18 protein-coding genes and 1 pseudogene are annotated in these 15,079 nt (G+C 71.5%); 9 read left to right on the top strand and 10 right to left on the bottom strand.

Annotated features, from left to right (window positions below; translation table 11 throughout):
• Nucleotides 1-3: 3 nt before the first annotated feature.
• A complete protein-coding gene (gene yiaA, locus M3667_RS13555; protein WP_251508752.1) occupies nt 4-471 on the bottom strand; it encodes an inner membrane protein YiaA in 468 nt (155 codons plus the stop codon).
• Between the two features lie 137 nt (nt 472-608).
• On the bottom strand, nt 609-899 hold the full coding sequence (locus M3667_RS13550; protein ID WP_251508750.1) for a hypothetical protein: 291 nt from the start codon (nt 897-899) through the stop codon (nt 609-611).
• A gap of 100 nt (nt 900-999) precedes the next feature.
• Here M3667_RS13550 and M3667_RS13545 point away from each other — a divergent pair.
• Together M3667_RS13545 and M3667_RS13540 are read left to right on the top strand one after the other, a co-directional pair.
• Nucleotides 1,000-2,292 (top strand): annotated as a pseudogene (locus M3667_RS13545) (DUF222 domain-containing protein).
• A gap of 250 nt (nt 2,293-2,542) precedes the next feature.
• Entirely contained in the window at nt 2,543-3,514 is a 972-nt protein-coding gene (locus M3667_RS13540; RefSeq protein ID WP_251508748.1) for an NAD-dependent epimerase/dehydratase family protein, read from the top strand.
• A gap of 13 nt (nt 3,515-3,527) precedes the next feature.
• On the opposite strand, the gene M3667_RS13535 is transcribed toward M3667_RS13540, so the two are convergent.
• Entirely contained in the window at nt 3,528-4,094 is a 567-nt protein-coding gene (locus M3667_RS13535) for a ribonuclease H (protein WP_251508746.1), read from the bottom strand.
• Between the two features lie 213 nt (nt 4,095-4,307).
• Here M3667_RS13535 and M3667_RS13530 point away from each other — a divergent pair, with 213 nt between their 5' ends.
• Nucleotides 4,308-4,844 carry a hypothetical protein gene (locus tag M3667_RS13530; RefSeq protein WP_251508744.1) on the top strand — a complete coding sequence of 179 codons (537 nt, stop codon included), beginning with the start codon at nt 4,308-4,310 and terminating at the stop codon, nt 4,842-4,844.
• 27 nt (nt 4,845-4,871) lie between these two features.
• Here the strand turns inward: M3667_RS13530 and gnd are convergent, their stop codons facing one another.
• The 4 genes from gnd to M3667_RS13510 form a co-directional block, all read right to left on the bottom strand.
• Complete coding sequence (gene gnd / locus M3667_RS13525; protein ID WP_230705118.1) at nt 4,872-5,933, bottom strand: phosphogluconate dehydrogenase (NAD(+)-dependent, decarboxylating); 1,062 nt, start codon at nt 5,931-5,933, stop codon at nt 4,872-4,874.
• An 85-nt stretch (nt 5,934-6,018) separates the two neighbouring features.
• The gene (locus M3667_RS13520) at nt 6,019-6,519 is read right to left on the bottom strand and encodes a bifunctional nuclease family protein (RefSeq protein ID WP_251508742.1); all 501 of its coding nucleotides are present in this window, start codon (nt 6,517-6,519) and stop codon (nt 6,019-6,021) included.
• A 34-nt stretch (nt 6,520-6,553) separates the two neighbouring features.
• Nucleotides 6,554-7,174: a response regulator transcription factor gene (locus M3667_RS13515; RefSeq protein ID WP_144832821.1), complete on the bottom strand. Its 621-nt coding sequence runs from the start codon at nt 7,172-7,174 to the stop codon at nt 6,554-6,556.
• Nucleotides 7,171-8,334 (bottom strand): sensor histidine kinase, encoded by a 1,164-nt coding sequence (locus tag M3667_RS13510; protein WP_251508740.1) that lies wholly within the window; start codon nt 8,332-8,334, stop codon nt 7,171-7,173. The genes M3667_RS13515 and M3667_RS13510 overlap by 4 nt, the downstream gene beginning before the upstream one ends.
• 146 nt (nt 8,335-8,480) lie before the next feature.
• Between M3667_RS13510 and M3667_RS13505 the strand changes: the two genes are divergently transcribed.
• On the top strand, nt 8,481-9,542 hold the full coding sequence (locus M3667_RS13505; RefSeq protein ID WP_251508738.1) for an ABC transporter permease: 1,062 nt from the start codon (nt 8,481-8,483) through the stop codon (nt 9,540-9,542).
• Nucleotides 9,539-10,234 (top strand): ABC transporter ATP-binding protein, encoded by a 696-nt coding sequence (locus M3667_RS13500; RefSeq protein WP_251508736.1) that lies wholly within the window; start codon nt 9,539-9,541, stop codon nt 10,232-10,234. The genes M3667_RS13505 and M3667_RS13500 overlap by 4 nt, the downstream gene beginning before the upstream one ends.
• Here M3667_RS13500 and M3667_RS13495 read toward each other — a convergent pair.
• Nucleotides 10,215-10,577 (bottom strand): hypothetical protein, encoded by a 363-nt coding sequence (locus M3667_RS13495; RefSeq protein ID WP_251508734.1) that lies wholly within the window; start codon nt 10,575-10,577, stop codon nt 10,215-10,217. The two genes, M3667_RS13500 and M3667_RS13495, sit on opposite strands and share 20 nt — an antisense overlap.
• A 230-nt stretch (nt 10,578-10,807) precedes the next feature.
• On the opposite strand from M3667_RS13495, the gene M3667_RS13490 reads away from it, so the two are divergent.
• Both M3667_RS13490 and M3667_RS13485 read left to right on the top strand, forming a co-directional pair.
• A complete protein-coding gene (locus tag M3667_RS13490) occupies nt 10,808-11,089 on the top strand; it encodes a metal-sensitive transcriptional regulator (protein WP_144832815.1) in 282 nt (93 codons plus the stop codon).
• 10 nt (nt 11,090-11,099) lie between these two features.
• Nucleotides 11,100-11,429, top strand: a complete 330-nt coding sequence (locus tag M3667_RS13485) for a heavy-metal-associated domain-containing protein (RefSeq protein WP_251508732.1) — start codon at nt 11,100-11,102, stop codon at nt 11,427-11,429.
• Nucleotides 11,430-11,451: 22 nt separating this feature from the next.
• Here M3667_RS13485 and M3667_RS13480 read toward each other — a convergent pair whose 3' ends face one another.
• Nucleotides 11,452-11,796, bottom strand: coding sequence for a hypothetical protein (locus tag M3667_RS13480; protein ID WP_251508730.1), 345 nt, complete (start codon nt 11,794-11,796; stop codon nt 11,452-11,454).
• A gap of 98 nt (nt 11,797-11,894) precedes the next feature.
• Nucleotides 11,895-12,440 (bottom strand): PadR family transcriptional regulator, encoded by a 546-nt coding sequence (locus tag M3667_RS13475; RefSeq protein WP_251508728.1) that lies wholly within the window; start codon nt 12,438-12,440, stop codon nt 11,895-11,897.
• A gap of 155 nt (nt 12,441-12,595) precedes the next feature.
• Between M3667_RS13475 and M3667_RS13470 the strand changes: the two genes are divergently transcribed.
• Both M3667_RS13470 and cydB read left to right on the top strand, forming a co-directional pair.
• Nucleotides 12,596-14,035 (top strand): cytochrome ubiquinol oxidase subunit I, encoded by a 1,440-nt coding sequence (locus M3667_RS13470; protein WP_154097377.1) that lies wholly within the window; start codon nt 12,596-12,598, stop codon nt 14,033-14,035.
• Between the two features lie 9 nt (nt 14,036-14,044).
• Nucleotides 14,045-15,076 (top strand): cytochrome d ubiquinol oxidase subunit II, encoded by a 1,032-nt coding sequence (cydB, locus tag M3667_RS13465; protein ID WP_251508726.1) that lies wholly within the window; start codon nt 14,045-14,047, stop codon nt 15,074-15,076.
• The last annotated feature ends 3 nt before the right edge of the window (nt 15,077-15,079 follow it).

Genomic DNA, 15,079 nt, shown 5'->3' with positions numbered 1-15,079 from the left:
GCCTCAGCCCATCGTCGGGTAGGCCGTGTGCTCCTTCGGCGCGGGGTCGGGGTGCACGGAGCGGAACGCGGCGAGGTCGCGCACGTTCTTCTGCACGGCGACGACGGCGAACAGGCTCATCGCGAATCCGATGCCGTAGAACCCCTTCTCCGACAGCAGCAGTTCGGCGTTCCACAGACCGACGGCCATGAGCGCGAGCGCGACGAGCAGCATGCTCCACGCGACGCCGAGGTACGCGCCGGTGACCGGGATCTCTTCCGCACGGTCGCGCACGGCCTTCTGCACCGAAATCGCGGCGAACAGCCCGAGCAGGAAGACCGAGAGGTAGAAGCCCTTCTCGGCCAGCGTCATGTGCGCGTTGTACAGGCCGATGAAATACACCGAGGCGCCGAGTCCTAGTGCTACCCAGGAGGCCCCCACGAAGGCTCCGGTCGGCCGACCGAGCACCTGCGGCGTGTGCGTGTCCGTCATCTTTCCACCCCTTCGTCGATCCCCGTGCGGGGACATATGCCGTGGCGGAGAAGCTAGCGGACGTTGTATGTCGAAAGGGGGATACACGGCTCCGATGTGGACCAGCTACGGATGCCGGGGCCTGGGGAGAAGCGTCGTCAGGGCTGACCGACGGGCTTCTGCCTGCCCGCGTCGCGGCCGTGCTCGCGCTCGAAGGCGACGATGGCGCCTCGCGCCCTGACCAGCATCACGATGCTCGCTGTCAGCAGGATCACCCAGCCGACGACGACAATCCACCGCCAGCCGACGGTGCCACCGGACTCCACGAGGGGCACGATCTGGAACATCAGATTGAACGCCGTCACGGCGATGGCGACGATCGGGTACGCCAGACCGCGCGAGAGGGTCATGCGCTGGATGAGGGACGGCGTCTGCGGCTGGTCGGGCACGACTCTTCCTATCGCGCTGGTCGGTTCGCGCGGAAGCCCTTGCCGCTGTCTCGGGCCGACGTCTCGGGTCGATGTCGGAGGTCGTTGAGAGCATGTTTACATGAGTAGCCGCCCCGTCACCGACGATGCGGACGAGCTCGCGCTCGACGAGATCGTCGAGGCGTTGATGCGGGTCGACGCGTCGATCGCGAAGCTCGAGGCCGAGCGCGCACGCCTGCTCGGCCGGGCCTACGACATCGCCGCCGCACGGACCGGTCACAAGCCGCTGGCCGTGCAGGAGCGCGAACTCGCGCTGCGGTCGGCGGCGGCCGAGATCGGCGCAGCGCTCCGGTGGCACGACCGTACGGCGCAGCGACGTCTGTCCGAGGCCGCGAGCCTGGTCGACGACTTCCCGGCCACGGTCCAGGCTCTGGCCGAGGCGCGCATCTCGGCGCGGCACGCCGAGGTCGTGCGCGAGATCGGGGCGTGCCTCGTCGACGAGCCGAGCCGGCGGCAGTACGAGCGTCGAGTGCTCACGCGGGCCGAACGCGACACCGTCGCCGGCACGCGCGCATTCGCCCGCGCCGTGGTCGACGAGCTGTAGCCCCGCTCGATCGACGAACGCCACGACGAGGCCGTCCAGCGGCGCCGCGTGTGGGTCGAAGACGACGTCGACGGTATGGCGCAGCTCGGGGTGCTCGACAGCGCGACGAAGATCCGGGCGATGTTCGACCGCCTCACGCGCCAGGCCCGAGCGGTGCGCCAGGTCGCGCACCGCGCGGGCGACGACGGTGGGGTCGACGACACGAGATCGATCGATCAGACCCGCGCCGACCTGCTGTGTGACCTCGTTCTGGGCGGCCGACCCGTCGTCGATCCGACCCAGGAGCACCTCCCGGGTGGGCTCGGGGCGATCCGCGCCGAGGTCTCGGTCGTCATCCCGGTGCTCACCGCCGTCGGCGCGAGCGAGCGGGCGGCGATGCTCGACGGCTGCACTCCCGTCGACGCCGACACGGCGCGTCAGCTCATGGCGACGGCACCCGGGTGGGAACGCCTGCTCACCGATCCCGTGACCGGCGTCGCCCTCGCCGCCGATCGCTACCGGCCGACGCCCGCGATGCGTCGCTTCGTGCGTGTCCGCGATGTGCACTGTCGATTCCCCGGATGCCGCCAGCCCGCCCGACGCTGCGAGATCGACCACAACCTGGATCACGCGAAGGGCGGCGCGACGCACCTCTGCAATCTCGCCTGCCTGTGCAAGCGCCATCACGTGCTCAAGACCGAGACCGCGTGGACAGCCGAGCAGCAACCCGACGGAAGCATCGTGTGGACCAGCCCGCTGGGTCGTCGCACCACTGATCCGCCGGAGCGGCGAGTCGCCTTCGCGCCCGACCCCGACCCGCCGCCGTTCTGACGCGAAAGCACCTCGGGTCGTCCGGGGTGTCGCCCGACGCGCGACAGCCTCGAGCCGCCGCCGAAGGAGCCCGAGCGCGTCCCCGGTTGCGCGCTCACGCCTACCCACCACGATCGGCCACGTTCGTGGTGCGCTCCCGGATCGCGCCGGGATCGAGGAGGTCGCAGGCGAACCACCGCCCGACCCCGCGTCCTCCGCCCACCGCGAACACCCTCGCCCTTCGCCACCCGACGGTGGTTGGCTGGCCCGCATGCGACGTCTCCTCATCCTCGGCGGAACGGCGTGGCTGGGCCGTGCCATCGCCGCCCAGGCCCTCGCGCAGGGCGCCGAGGTCACGTGCCTCGCCCGCGGCGACTCCGGCGACCCCGCGCCGGGTGCGCGGCTCGTGCGCGCCGACCGCAACGACCCCCTCGCCTACGCCGACGTGCGGCGTGACTGGGACGACGTCGTCGAGCTCTCGTGGGACGCCGGGTTCGTGGCATCCGCCCTCGACGCCCTGGCCGACCACGCCGCGCACTGGACCCTCGTGTCGAGTGTCTCGGTATACGCCCACTCCGACCTCCCGTTCGCCGACGAGAGCGCCGACCTCGTCGAGCCGCAGGATCTGACCGCGTATCCGGATGCCAAGGTGCACGCCGAACGACTCACCGCGGCGCGACTGCCCGATCGGTCTCTGCTCGTCCGGGCCGGACTGATCGTCGGTCCGGGCGACCCGAGCGACCGCTGGGGTTACTGGCCCGCCCGGTTCGCCCGCGGCGGCCGCGTGCTCGTGCCCGAGACCGCCGGTCGGCACGTGCAGGGCATCGACGTCGACGACCTCGCCGCGTGGATCGAGCTCGCCGGGCGCACGGGGGTGACGGGGCCGATCAACGCGGTCGGCGAAGAGCTGCCGCTCGCCGCGGTGCTCGCCGCCGCTCGCGAGGCCGCCCAGCGGCACACCGATGCGCCGGTGAGCGAGAGCATGCCGCTCGACGACGAGGCCCTCTCGGCGCGGGGGGTGCAGTACTGGGCCGGGCCGCGGTCGCTGCCGCTGTGGCTCCCGGCCGAGGCGCGGGGCTTCTCGCGGCGCAGCGACGCCGCCTTCGTGGCATCCGGGGGTCGTCGACGACCGCTGGCCGAGACGATGCGTCGCACGCTCGACGACGAACGCGCGCGCGGTATCGATCGCCCGAGACGCGCCGGACTGACCCCCGCAGAGGAGGTCGAGGTGCTCGCGGGCTAGCGCTACGCGCGGGTCAGCGGCCGTTCCGATCGGCGGCCGACCGCGGCGGGGCCGAGGCGACCTCGAGCCGGTCGAGGCCGCGCAGCGACGTCCAGATCAGCTCTTCGCCCTTCGCGGCGTGCTGCGAGGCCCGCACCGCACGCTCGTCGGCCCACGAGTTCAGCACGTGGCCGGAGTGGCCGCGCACGTGCTCGAGCACGACGTCCGGGAGCCCCGCGGCCCGACGCGCGTCGCGCGCGGCGATGAGCGCCTCGAGGATGCCCTGGTTGGCGACCGGCTTCTTCGCGCTCGTGACCCAGCCGCGGCGGCGGTGGCCGTCCATCCACTTCGAATACGTGTCGATGGCGTACTTCGAGTCGGCCTGCACGACGAGCTCGCGCACGTCGGAGTGGTCGGTGATCGCGTACAGCAGCCCGAGCAGCTCGCCGATGTTGTTCGTGCCCTCGGGGATCGACCCCGCGGCCCAGTGTCCGTCTTCGCCGACCCACGCCCAGCCCGCCGGCCCCGGATTGCCCTTGCAGGCGCCGTCGGTGGCGACGACGTAGCGGTCGGAGGGTGCGGTCGCGGAGGAACTGCTCATCCCTCTAGTCTCCCCTGCCGGACGGAGCGCCTTCACCCGTGGGATCCGGCCCGCATGGTGAGCACCCCACCACACGCGTGCGAAACGGCGGGTGAACGCGAGAGGGGCCCGCCGGGACGACGGGCGACGACGTGCTCCGTGCGCCGCGCGCCCGTGTGAACCTTGCGCGGTCCGCTCTCGCGTCCTGCGCACCCCTCGAGAAAGCGACCCGCCATGTCGACGTCGTCCCCCGCCCCGACCCGCGCCCGCCTCCACCCCGCCGCGGTCGTCGCGCTCGCGACGGGCGGGGTGATCATCCTCGGCGCCATCGCGTTCCTCGTATGGCTGCTGACGGCAGGGCAGACGACGCCCAACGCCGCCGCGACCGACAAGCTCGTGCAATGGCAACAGGTCTTCGAGACCTACCGCGACGAGAACGGCGGCCTGCCCGACGTCGCCGCCGGCGGGTACTGCCTCGGCACCGGCTTCCCGGTCGGCGCGGGAGGCACCCCCAACTGCCGCGACTACGACGGCAACACCTTCTACACCGAAGAGGCCAGCGCCCCGCTGATGCAGGCACTGGCGACGACGGGCCCGCTCCCCGAGGGGGTCTCGGCGCCCGTGCGCGGCACCGTCGGCCCCTACGCGCTCGTCGACGACGCCGGCATTCATCTGCTCACCGCCGAAGACGGCACGTGCGAGGCCCCCGCCGTCGAGGTGTGGAACGACGGCGGGGGCCTGTACATCTGTCAGATCCTGCTCGAGCGCTGACGCAGCCCGAGACCCGCGGGGCGGGCGTCAGTCGCGGCCGCTCTCGGCCTTCTTCTGGCCGGCCTCGAGCACGTCGCCCGCGGGCAGCTCCTGGTGGCCCCCGAACTGCAGACGCATCGCCGAGAGCACCTGGTTGGCGAAGTGGTCCTCGCCGCGCGAGGCGAAGCGCTCGAACAGCGACGCTGCCAGCACGGGCACGGGCACGCCGGTGTCGACGGCGGCCTTCACCGTCCATCGGCCCTCACCCGAGTCCGAGACGCGACCGGCGAGGCCGTCGAGCGTGGGGTTCTGCGAGAGGGCGGCGGCGGTGAGGTCGAGCAGCCACGACGAGATGACCGACCCGCGACGCCAGAGCTCCGTGACCCGGGCGGTGTCGATGTCGAACTGGTAGAACTCGGGCTCCTCCAGCGGGGCGACCTCGGCGGAGTGCTCACCCTGGTGCAGGCCCGCGTCGGCGCTGTTGAGCACGTTCAGGCCCTCGGCGAGCGCGGCCATGATGCCGTACTCGATGCCGTTGTGCACCATCTTCACGAAGTGTCCCGAGCCCGACGGACCGCAGTGCAGGTAGCCGCGCTCCTCGGTCGAGTAGTCGCCGGTGCGGCCGGGCGTGCGCTCGACCTCGCCCGGCCCCGGGGCGATCGTGCGCAGCACCGGCTCCAGGTGGGCGACGGCCTCGTCGTGGCCGCCGACCATGAGGCAGTAGCCACGCTCGAGACCGAAGACCCCGCCGCTGGTGCCGACATCGACGTAGTGGATGCCGCTGTCGTCGAGCTTCTTCGCGCGGCGCACGTCGTCGCGGTAGTTCGAGTTGCCGCCGTCGATGATGATGTCGCCCGGCTCGAGCACCGCGGCCACCTCGTCGACGACCGTGCCGGTGAGCCCGGCGGGGATCATGAGCCAGATCGCGCGCGGCTTCTCGAGCTTCGAGGCCAGGTCGGCGATGCTGGTCGCTCCCGTGGCCCCCTCGGCCACGAGGGCCTGCACGGCGTCCTGGTTCACGTCGAAGACGACGCAGTCGTGACCGTCTCTCATGAGTCTGCGGACGATGTTGGCGCCCATTCGTCCGAGTCCGACCATGGCGAGTTGCATTGGTACCCCGTTCGTCGTGGATCACGGCCGCCGCGAGCGGCCCCTCCGCGAGTCTAGGAGCGCGCGAGGGCCCCGGGCATCGGTGCTAGCCCTGGAAATCCTCGGGATCGACGTCGTCGAGGAAGCGGCGGAACTCCTCGACCCGGTCCTCGTCGGCCGCGGCCTCGAGCTCGACCGCCTCGTCGGGAACCCCGGCCTCGGCGAAGACCGCCTCGGCCACGAGGATCGCCGCATCGGCGCGGGCGGCCAGGGCGATGGCATCCGAGGGTCGCGCATCGAAGGTGCGGGGGCCGACCGGGGTGTTCAGCACCACCCGCGCGTGGAACGTGCCCTCGTCGAGGTGCGTCACCTCGACTCGGTCGACCGAGGCCGACAGCTCACCGAGCATCGCGGTCATCAGGTCGTGCGCGAGCGGCCGCGGCGACCCCGAGCCCTCGATCGCGACCAGGATCGACATCGCCTCTTGAGGACCGATCCACACCGGCAGGACGCGGTCGCCGTGGGTCTCGACATCGACGGGCTTGAGCAGGATCACGTGCTGTTGGGCGGGATCGAGCGCCACCCCGACCACGCGCACCCGGATCATGGGGCCCATCGTACGGGCACGCGGCGACCGGTCGTCAGCGCAGGATGCCGAGCGATCGGGCCGCCGACACCGCCGCGGTGCGGGAGGTCACGCCGAGCTTGGAGAAGACGTGCGCGAGGTGCGACTTCACCGTGGCGTCGGTGATGTGCAGGCGCCGCGCGACGTCGGCGTTCGACGCCCCGCGCGACACGAGGCGCAGCACCTCGATCTCGCGGACCGACAGCGTCACCCGCGGTTCGCGCAGGCGCGCGAGCAGGCGCCCCGCGATGGCCGGGGCCAGGGCGCTCTGCCCGGCGGCGGCGGCGCGAACGCCGGCGAGCAGCTCGTGCGGCGGCGCGTCTTTGAGCAGGTATCCGCTGGCGCCCGCCTCGACCGCGCCCAGGATGTCGCCGTCGGTGTCGTAGTTGGTCAGCACCAGCACGTAGGGCGGGGCGGCGAGCGCGCGCACCCGACGGGTGGCGTCGGCCCCCGCGGCACGGTCGCCGAACTGCAGGTCCATCAGCACGAGTTCCGGGGCGAGGTCGGCGGCGAGCGCGACCGCCTCGTCGGGGGTCGAGGCCTCGCCCACCACGGCGATGTCGGGCTCGGCGTCGAGAAGGGCCCGCACCCCGGCGCGCACGACGGGGTGATCGTCGGCGATGACGACGCGGATCACGACGATCCCACCGGCAGGGTCACGGTCAGAGTGGTGCCCGCGTGCGGGGCGCTGTCGACCTCGATGCGCCCGTCGAGCTGGTCGACCCGCTCGCGCATGGCGCGCAGCCCGAAGGAATCGGTGGCGGATGCCGCGGACTCCGCCCGCACAGCGTCGAACCCCACGCCGTCGTCGGTCACGGTCAGCTGCACCCCCTCGTCGACGGGCGAGAGACGGATGCCGACGCGGTGGGCTCGCGCGTGCTGTCCGACGTTCGCGAGCGCTCCCTGCGCGATGCGCAGCAGGGCCGTCTGCGCGTCCATCGGCATCGAGACCTCCGCGTCGAGGTCGAGGACGACCTCCACGCCCTCGCGGCTCCCCCACCCGACCGCGAGACGTTCGAGCGCCGACGCGAGCCCGCGATCGAGGCTCGGAGGCGCGAGCTCGCGGATGAACCGGCGGGTCTCGGCCAGGCCGTCGGCCGCGGTCTGGCGGGCGAGGCGCACGTGGGCGATACCCGGGCCCGTGGCATCCGCCCGCTCCGCCGCGTGCAGCAGCATCTGGATGCTCGACAGGCCCTGCGCGACGGTGTCGTGCAGTTCGCGCGCCAGGCGCGAACGCTCGGCAAGGGTGCCCTGCTCGCGTTCGGCGGCGGCGAGACGGTCGCGGGTGGCCAACAGCTCGGCCATGAGGGCCTCGCGCTCGGCCGCCCGCTTCTCGAGCGCGGAGTAGCCGAGGCCGATCAGCAGGGCCACCCCGGCGCCCACGATCGGCCCCACGACGCCGCCGACGCTCAGACCGCCGTGCACCGCGAACGCCACGATGGTCAGTGCCGTGGTCAGCACCACGGCGATCGGCCCCACCCCCCGCGGCAGCAGGTGCAGGGAGAGGAAGAACAGCGGGAAGACGAGGTAGGCGGCCTCGGGCACCAACCACACGAGCGCCGCCCACACCAGCGTCAGCGCCACGATCCACACGGTGCCCCACGCGCGGCGTCGCGTCCGTGCGACGACGAGGCCCGCGAGGTAGACCAGGCCCAGGACACCGGAGAGCACCAGCGCCACGAGCGAGCCGTTCGTGACGAGCACGCGCACCACGACCAGCGCGAGCAGCCCGCAGAACAGAACGTGCAGGCCGACGCGCAGGCCCGCGAAGACGGGGGCGAGGGTGCGGTGCGGCATGTCGGTGTCAAGGCTACGGAAGACGCGCCCCCGACGGATCATCCGAAAGGTGGAGAGCGGGTTCGTCCGTTGCCCCGATGACGCGGACGCGGCCTCTGACGACGCTGGAGGGGTACCGGTGAGATCCGCCGGCGGAAGGAGGCGACGTGTACGTCGCATGGCGCGATCTGCGGTTCGCCCGCGGGCGATTCGCCCTCATCGGGGCGGTCGTCGCCCTCATCACCCTGCTGGTCGGATTCCTCTCCGGCCTCACCGGCGGCCTCGCCGCGCAGAACGTCTCGGCGGTGCTGGCCCTCCCCGGCGACCGGCTCGTGCTGCAGCCCGCGGGAGACGCGGCGGCCACGTTCGCCGAGTCGGCGATCGACGACTCCACCGTCGCCGCCTGGCGGGCAGCACCGGGCGTCGAGAGCGTCACCGCGGTCGGCATCTCGCAGGCGCGCGCGGAGGGTCCCGGCGGCTCGGCGGGCGTCGCCCTGTTCGGGCTCGACTCCCCCGCGTTCGGCGTCAGTGCGGCGGGCGACGACGAGGTGGGCCTGTCGTCCGCCGCGGCGACGGCTCTGGGAGCCGCGGTCGGCGACAGCGTCACCGTGGCGGGATCCGTGTTCCGCGTGTCGTCGATCGGCGCAGACCTGTCGTACAGCCACACCCCGGTCCTCGCCCTGACTCCCGGGGCGTGGAGCGCCCTCGACGAGCGGCTCGGCGGAACGGGAGCCGCTACCGTGCTCGCCGTCACGGGCACCCCCGCGTGGGACGAGGTCGCCGCCGAGACCGGCACCACGGCATCCGCCCCGCTCTCGAGCCTCACGGCGCTGCCCACGTTCCGCTCCGAGATCGGCTCGCTCGCGCTCATGATCGCGATGCTGTTCGGCGTCTCGGCCCTGGTGGTGGGGGCGTTCTTCACCGTGTGGAGCATGCAGCGCGCCGGCGACGTCGCCGTGCTCAAGGCGCTCGGCGCCAGCACCCCGGCCCTCGTGCGCGACGCCCTGGGTCAGGCCCTGGTCGTGCTGGTGCTGGGCGTCGGCGTCGGAATCGGCCTGACCGCCCTGCTCGGAGCGCTGGCCGGGGGCGCGTTGCCCTTCGTGCTGAACCCCCTGACCACCCTCGCGCCCGCCGCGATCATGATCGCGCTCGGCCTCGCCGGCGCGGCCGTGTCGCTGCGCACCGTCACCTCGTCCGACCCTCTCACCGCCCTGGGGAGCACCCGATGATCCTGCTCGACGACGTCACCCTCACCTACCCCGACGGCGACGCCCGCGTCACCGCGGTCGACCACGTCACGCTCGAGGGGCGGCCCGGGGTGCTCACCGGCATCACCGGTCCGTCGGGCTCGGGCAAATCGAGCCTGCTCGCGCTGGCCGCGACCCTCGTGCGGCCCGACTCCGGCCGCGTCATGATCGCGGGAACGGATGCCACGCGGCTGAGCCGCTCGCAGGCCACGACGCTGCGTCGAGAGAGCATCGGCATCGTGTTCCAGCAACCGCAGCTGCTGCCCGCCCTCACCGCGCGCGAGCAGCTGCGCGTCATGGCGGAGCTGGGGGGTTCCGGTCGACGCGAGCGTCGCGTCCTCGTCCGCGGTCGCGTCGACGAGCTGCTGGATGCCGTGGGGCTAGCCGCCTTCGCCGATCGCCGCCCGGCGCAGCTGTCGGGCGGGCAGCGTCAGCGCGTGGCGATCGCCCGCGCCCTCGTGCATGAGCCGTCGGTGCTGCTGGTCGACGAGCCCACCAGCGCCCTCGACACCGCACGCGGCGCCGAGATCATGGCCCTGCTCGCGCGGCTCACGCACGAGCGCCAGACGGCCACCCTTCTCGTGACGCACGACCTCGTGCACCGCGAGGCGCTCGACGAGACCGTGGAGGTGATCGACGGGCGCGCGGCGCTGGTCACCAGCCGAACGCGTTGAACCACTCGCGCCGGTGATCCGCCTCGGCGCGCGACTCGTCGCCCCGCCACGAGTCGTGCGCCGAGAGCGTGCCCTCGGTGGTCAGCGCGACGAACGCCCAGCACACCGGGCACACGGCCCGACCGTCGGGGAAGCCGTCGCCGAGCGTCGGCGCGGGGGCGGCCGCGACTCCGGCCCCGCTGCACGCGGGCGGGTCGGCCTGGAGGTCGTTCCACAGCAGGCGACCGCCCTTGCGGTGGTGCAGCCCGCGGTGGCCGTTCTCACGGGTGCAGATCTCGCCGTTTCTTCGGCTGAGGCAGAGTCTCCGGGCGGCGCCCGGCAGAGCCGCCAGCGTTCTCGTCATCCTTCGATTGTCTCCGCTGCGAGCGCAGTGGGGGCATCGCCGGGATGCGCACGGGGCGATGGGGGCCGGTGGGGAAAGGTTCGGTGGTCATCGCGGACCACCACCGGTACGACGAGCGAACATGTCGACCTCCTGATGCTTCGACGATCCGCTAGCGAAGGCGTCAGGCCGAGGGGGTTGACAGGATCGAAGACGGTGCTAACCATACCCCTCGGGGGTATGCTGAGCGCATGCACGGATACGAGGGCCACAAGGACGACCTGCTCAAACGCCTCCGCCGCGCCGAGGGCCAGGTGCGCGGCATCGCCCGCATGGTCGATGACGACAAGTACTGCATCGACATCCTCACGCAGGTCTCCGCCGTGACCAAGGCCCTCGAGAACGTCGCCCTCTCGCTGCTCGACGACCACCTCTCGCACTGCGTCGCCGAAGCGGCCGCTCAGGGCGGACCCGTGGCCGAAGAGAAGCTCAAAGAAGCCAACCAGGCGATCGCCCGCCTGGTCCGATCGTAAGGAGTCCCCCATGACAGAGCAGCGCATCGACCTCGGCCTGAGCGCCTCCACCCCGACCTCGGGCGGCTGCGGCGACGCATGCGGCTGCGGCCACGGCGCCGCGGCATCCGCCCCCTCGAACCGAGTCGCCACAGATGAACTCCGCGTCGAGGGCATGACCTGCGATCACTGCGTGCGCGCAGTGACCGAGGAGCTCAGCGCGTTGAACGGCGTCGAGGTGCTCGACGTCGACCTTCACGTGGGAGGAGCGTCGATCGTGCGCATCGCCTCGACCGGCGCGGTCGACGAGGCCGCCCTCGCCGGGGCGATCGACGAAGCGGGCTACACGCTCGCGACGTGATCCCGGCTCTTCGACGCCGCGGTCAGGCGCCGCGGCGCACGAGTACGTCGACGGCCGCGTGGAACGTGAGGTGCTGCGACACCTCGACCGCGCGGTCGTAACGCGGGCCGCCGAGGGCGACGAAGACCGCCCCGACCACCTCGACGTATCCGACGATGTATCCGCCGCGGGCGACCTCGTACAGATCGAGGTCGATGCGCGTCCAGGGGATCTCGGTGATCGTCTCAAGCGTGGACGACGCGACCTGTGACGGGGCCGACACCGGTGTCGACGGGACGGTCGTCGCGGAGAGAGCGGCGAGCTTCGCGGCGGCGCGAGCGGCGGCTTTCGGAGAACCCGAGCGACTGAGCGGTGCTTCCATGACCATGTGAGAACTCCTTGGGTCGTTCGGGTTCTCTCACAGTGCGCCGCAGACCCCGGAGCGGCGCCGGGGTTGACGGATTCGACGATCAGCGTTACCCGCGATCAGACCGCGGAACGGGCCGGTCGACCGCGCCGCGGACGCTCCTCCGACAGCCCGAACGGCTCGGCTCCCACCGTGAGCTGCTCCACCTCGTCGAGCCAGCGCAGGTCGGCCTCGAGCCGCGCCCGCCGTGCCGCGCGCACGATGGCCGTCGGCACGGCATCCGCCCCCTCCTCGTCGACCCGCGCGAGCGCTTCGCGCACGGCCGCGCGCTGAGCCGACAGGATGCCGTCGACGTCGGCGCCCGGCAGAGTGACGGCGAGGGCGATCTTGAGCGCCACTTCGTCGCGCCCCTCGGCCAGCGACGCACCCGCGAGCCAGGACCGCGCGTCGTCGCGACCGGCGGCGGTGGGCTGCCAGAGCACGTGGGCCTCGTCGTCGACGCCGATGCTCTCAATCAGCCCGTCGCGCTCGAGGCGCTCGAGCGTCGTGTACACCTGGCCGACGTTCACGCGGACCCCCGTGCGCCGCTCGTACTCGGCCCGCAGCTGCGAGCCGTAGCAGGCGCCGCGATCGAGGATCGCGAGCAGGCTCTGACGCACCGACATGCGGCCTCCGGACGGGTTCGGGAAAAGACTTGCTCGGTAAGCCCCAATCTAGACCGGCGAGGTGGTTCGACGCCGAATCATCGCCCTTCGGCGCTCCGGCGGCGCGGCGTAGCATGTGGTCTGACCACATAATCCGGTTCGATCGGAGGCTCCTGATGGAGTGGCTCGACCCCCTCGCCCTCGCCCGCTGGCAGTTCGGGTTGACGACGCTGTACCACTTCCTCTTCGTGCCCCTGACGCTGGGGATGTCGCTCATCGTGGCGATCTTCCAGACCGTCTGGTACCGCACGGGAGACGTACGCTGGCTGCACATCACGCGCTTCTTCGGGAAGATCTTCCTCATCAACTTCGCGATGGGGGTGGTCACCGGCATCGTGCAGGAGTTCCAGTTCGGCATGAACTGGTCGGCCTACTCGCGCTTCGTCGGCGACGTCTTCGGCGCCCCGCTCGCCTTCGAGGGGCTACTCGCCTTCTTCCTCGAGGCGACCTTCATCGGCCTGTGGATCTTCGGGTGGGACAAGCTCCCCCGCCTCGCGCACCTCGCGAGCATCTGGATGGCCGGCATCGGTGCGACCCTCTCGGCGTACTTCATCATCGCCGCGAACGCCTTCATGCAGAACCCGGTGGGCTACCAGATGTCGGCCGACGGGCACCGCGCCGAGCTCGTCGACTTCTGGGCGATGCTCACCAACCCCGTCGCCCTCGCGGCCTTCCCGCACACCATCTTCGCCGGCTGGATGTTCGCGGCCATGGTCGTCGTCGCCGTCTCGGCCTGGCACATGGCGCGCGGACGCAACACCGACATGATGCGCAAGACGCTGCGCTTCGGGCTCTGGGGCACGCTCGTGTCGTTCGTGCTCGTCGCGATCGTCGGCGACCAGCTGAGCCTGGTGATGGTCGCGACCCAGCCCATGAAGATGGCCGCCGCCGAAGCGACTTTCAACACGGTCTGCGGGCAGGACGCCTCGTTCTCGATCTTCACGCTCGGCACCCCCGACGGAACGAGCGAGCTGTTCAGCATCCGCGTGCCGTTCCTGCTCAGCATCCTGTCGACGCACTCGCTCGACGGCTGCGTCGAGGGCATCAACGACCTGAACACCCTCTACAGCCAGCAGATGTTCCCGCAGTTCGCCGACCAGGTCGACGGCAACTTCGCCCCCGTGCTGTGGGTCACCTACTGGGCGTTCCGCTGGATGATCGCCCTCGGCGGCATCGCGGCGCTCGTCAGCGTCGTGGGCCTGTGGGTCACCCGCAAGAACGCCAAGCGCCCCGTCGCCGGCTGGATGTGGCGCATCGCGATCTGGGCCGCTCCCCTGCCGATGCTCGCGAGCCTCGTCGGGTGGGTGTTCACCGAGATGGGCCGTCAGCCCTGGATCGTGTTCGGCCTCATGCTCACGCAGGACGGCGTCTCGCCGAGCGTGCCGGGCTGGAGCGTGCTGATCTCGCTCGTCGCCTTCACCCTCGTCTACCTCACCCTCGCGATCGTCGAGTTCGGTCTCATCGTGAAGTTCGCGCAGAAGGGCCCCGAGCCCCTGCCGGATCCGGATGCCGTCCACGACGACTCCATCGAGAACACCCCCACCACGGTCTACTAGGAGCAGGAAATGGATCTCGCGCAGCTCTGGTTCTGGATCGTCGCCTTCCTCTTCGTCGGCTACTTCGTGCTCGACGGATTCGACTTCGGCGTCGGCATGTCGCTCCCCTTCCTCGGCAAGGACGACATCGCCCGTCGGCAGATCATCAACACCATCGGTCCCGTGTGGGACCTCAACGAGACGTGGGTCATCGTGGCCGGCGCCGCCCTGTTCGCGTCGTTCCCCGAGTGGTACGCGACGCTGTTCAGCGGGTTCTACCTGCCGCTGCTGGCGATCCTGCTGGCCCTCATCGCCCGCGGCGTCTCGTTCGAATACCGCCACCAGCGCGAATCCGCCACGTGGAAGCGCTCGTTCGACCGCATGATCGTCATCGGCTCGGCCGTGCCCGCGTTCCTCTGGGGTGTCGCGTTCGCGAACATCGTGCAGGGCGTGCCGCTGGATGCCGACCACGAGTACGCCGGCACCGTGCTGACGCTGCTCAACCCGTACGGCATTCTGGGCGGGCTCACCACCCTGAGCCTGTTCTTCCTGCACGGCGTCTACTTCGTGGCCCTCAAGACCGATGGGCAGGTGCGGGCCGACGCACGGGCGCTCGCGAAGAAGGCGGGCCTGCTGACGATCGCGCTGGCCGCGCTCTTCCTGGTCTGGACGATCGTGAACGCCGCGAACGCCGAGGCACCCCTGCTGCTCGGTGTCGTCGCCCTCGCCGGGGTCGCCGCCCTGACCCTCATCGGGTCGTGGGTCGCGAACCTCCGTGATCGCGAGGGCACCGCCTTCACCCTCGGGGCCGTCACGATCGTCGCCGCCGTCGCCGCGCTCTTCTTCGCCCTGTTCCCCAACGTCATGCCCTCGACCCTCGCCGGGGGCGCGAGCCTCACGATCGACAACGCCTCGAGCACCGACTACACGCTCACGATCATGAGCTGGGCAGCGCTGATCTTCCTGCCGCTGATCCTGGCCTACCAGGGGTGGACCTACTGGGTGTTCCGCAAGCGCGTGACCCGCGCCCGCATCGAGAAGGCCGCGCTCGTCGCGCACTGAGAC

Origin of the sequence: Microbacterium sp. P26 (genome assembly GCF_023712585.1) — a bacterium.
Taxonomy (GTDB): domain Bacteria; phylum Actinomycetota; class Actinomycetes; order Actinomycetales; family Microbacteriaceae; genus Microbacterium; species Microbacterium algihabitans_A.
Note: the sequence above shows the minus strand (reverse complement) of the source record. Positions and strands in the feature narration are given on the sequence as shown.

Bases quoted from the DNA above. Each gene is read 5' to 3' on its own strand.
- yiaA (WP_251508752.1), bottom strand. From the start codon at position 471: ATGACGGACACGCACACGCCGCAGGTGCTCGGTCGGCCGACCGGAGCC.
- M3667_RS13540 (WP_251508748.1), top strand. From the start codon at position 2,543: ATGCGACGTCTCCTCATCCTCGGCGGAACGGCGTGGCTGGGCCGTGCC.
- M3667_RS13535 (WP_251508746.1), bottom strand. From the start codon at position 4,094: ATGAGCAGTTCCTCCGCGACCGCACCCTCCGACCGCTACGTCGTCGCC.
- M3667_RS13530 (WP_251508744.1), top strand. From the start codon at position 4,308: ATGTCGACGTCGTCCCCCGCCCCGACCCGCGCCCGCCTCCACCCCGCC.
- gnd (WP_230705118.1), bottom strand. From the start codon at position 5,933: ATGCAACTCGCCATGGTCGGACTCGGACGAATGGGCGCCAACATCGTC.
- M3667_RS13520 (WP_251508742.1), bottom strand. From the start codon at position 6,519: ATGATCCGGGTGCGCGTGGTCGGGGTGGCGCTCGATCCCGCCCAACAG.
- M3667_RS13510 (WP_251508740.1), bottom strand. From the start codon at position 8,334: ATGCCGCACCGCACCCTCGCCCCCGTCTTCGCGGGCCTGCGCGTCGGC.
- M3667_RS13500 (WP_251508736.1), top strand. From the start codon at position 9,539: ATGATCCTGCTCGACGACGTCACCCTCACCTACCCCGACGGCGACGCC.
- M3667_RS13495 (WP_251508734.1), bottom strand. From the start codon at position 10,577: ATGACGAGAACGCTGGCGGCTCTGCCGGGCGCCGCCCGGAGACTCTGC.
- M3667_RS13490 (WP_144832815.1), top strand. From the start codon at position 10,808: ATGCACGGATACGAGGGCCACAAGGACGACCTGCTCAAACGCCTCCGC.
- M3667_RS13485 (WP_251508732.1), top strand. From the start codon at position 11,100: ATGACAGAGCAGCGCATCGACCTCGGCCTGAGCGCCTCCACCCCGACC.
- M3667_RS13480 (WP_251508730.1), bottom strand. From the start codon at position 11,796: ATGGTCATGGAAGCACCGCTCAGTCGCTCGGGTTCTCCGAAAGCCGCC.
- M3667_RS13475 (WP_251508728.1), bottom strand. From the start codon at position 12,440: ATGTCGGTGCGTCAGAGCCTGCTCGCGATCCTCGATCGCGGCGCCTGC.
- M3667_RS13470 (WP_154097377.1), top strand. From the start codon at position 12,596: ATGGAGTGGCTCGACCCCCTCGCCCTCGCCCGCTGGCAGTTCGGGTTG.
- cydB (WP_251508726.1), top strand. From the start codon at position 14,045: ATGGATCTCGCGCAGCTCTGGTTCTGGATCGTCGCCTTCCTCTTCGTC.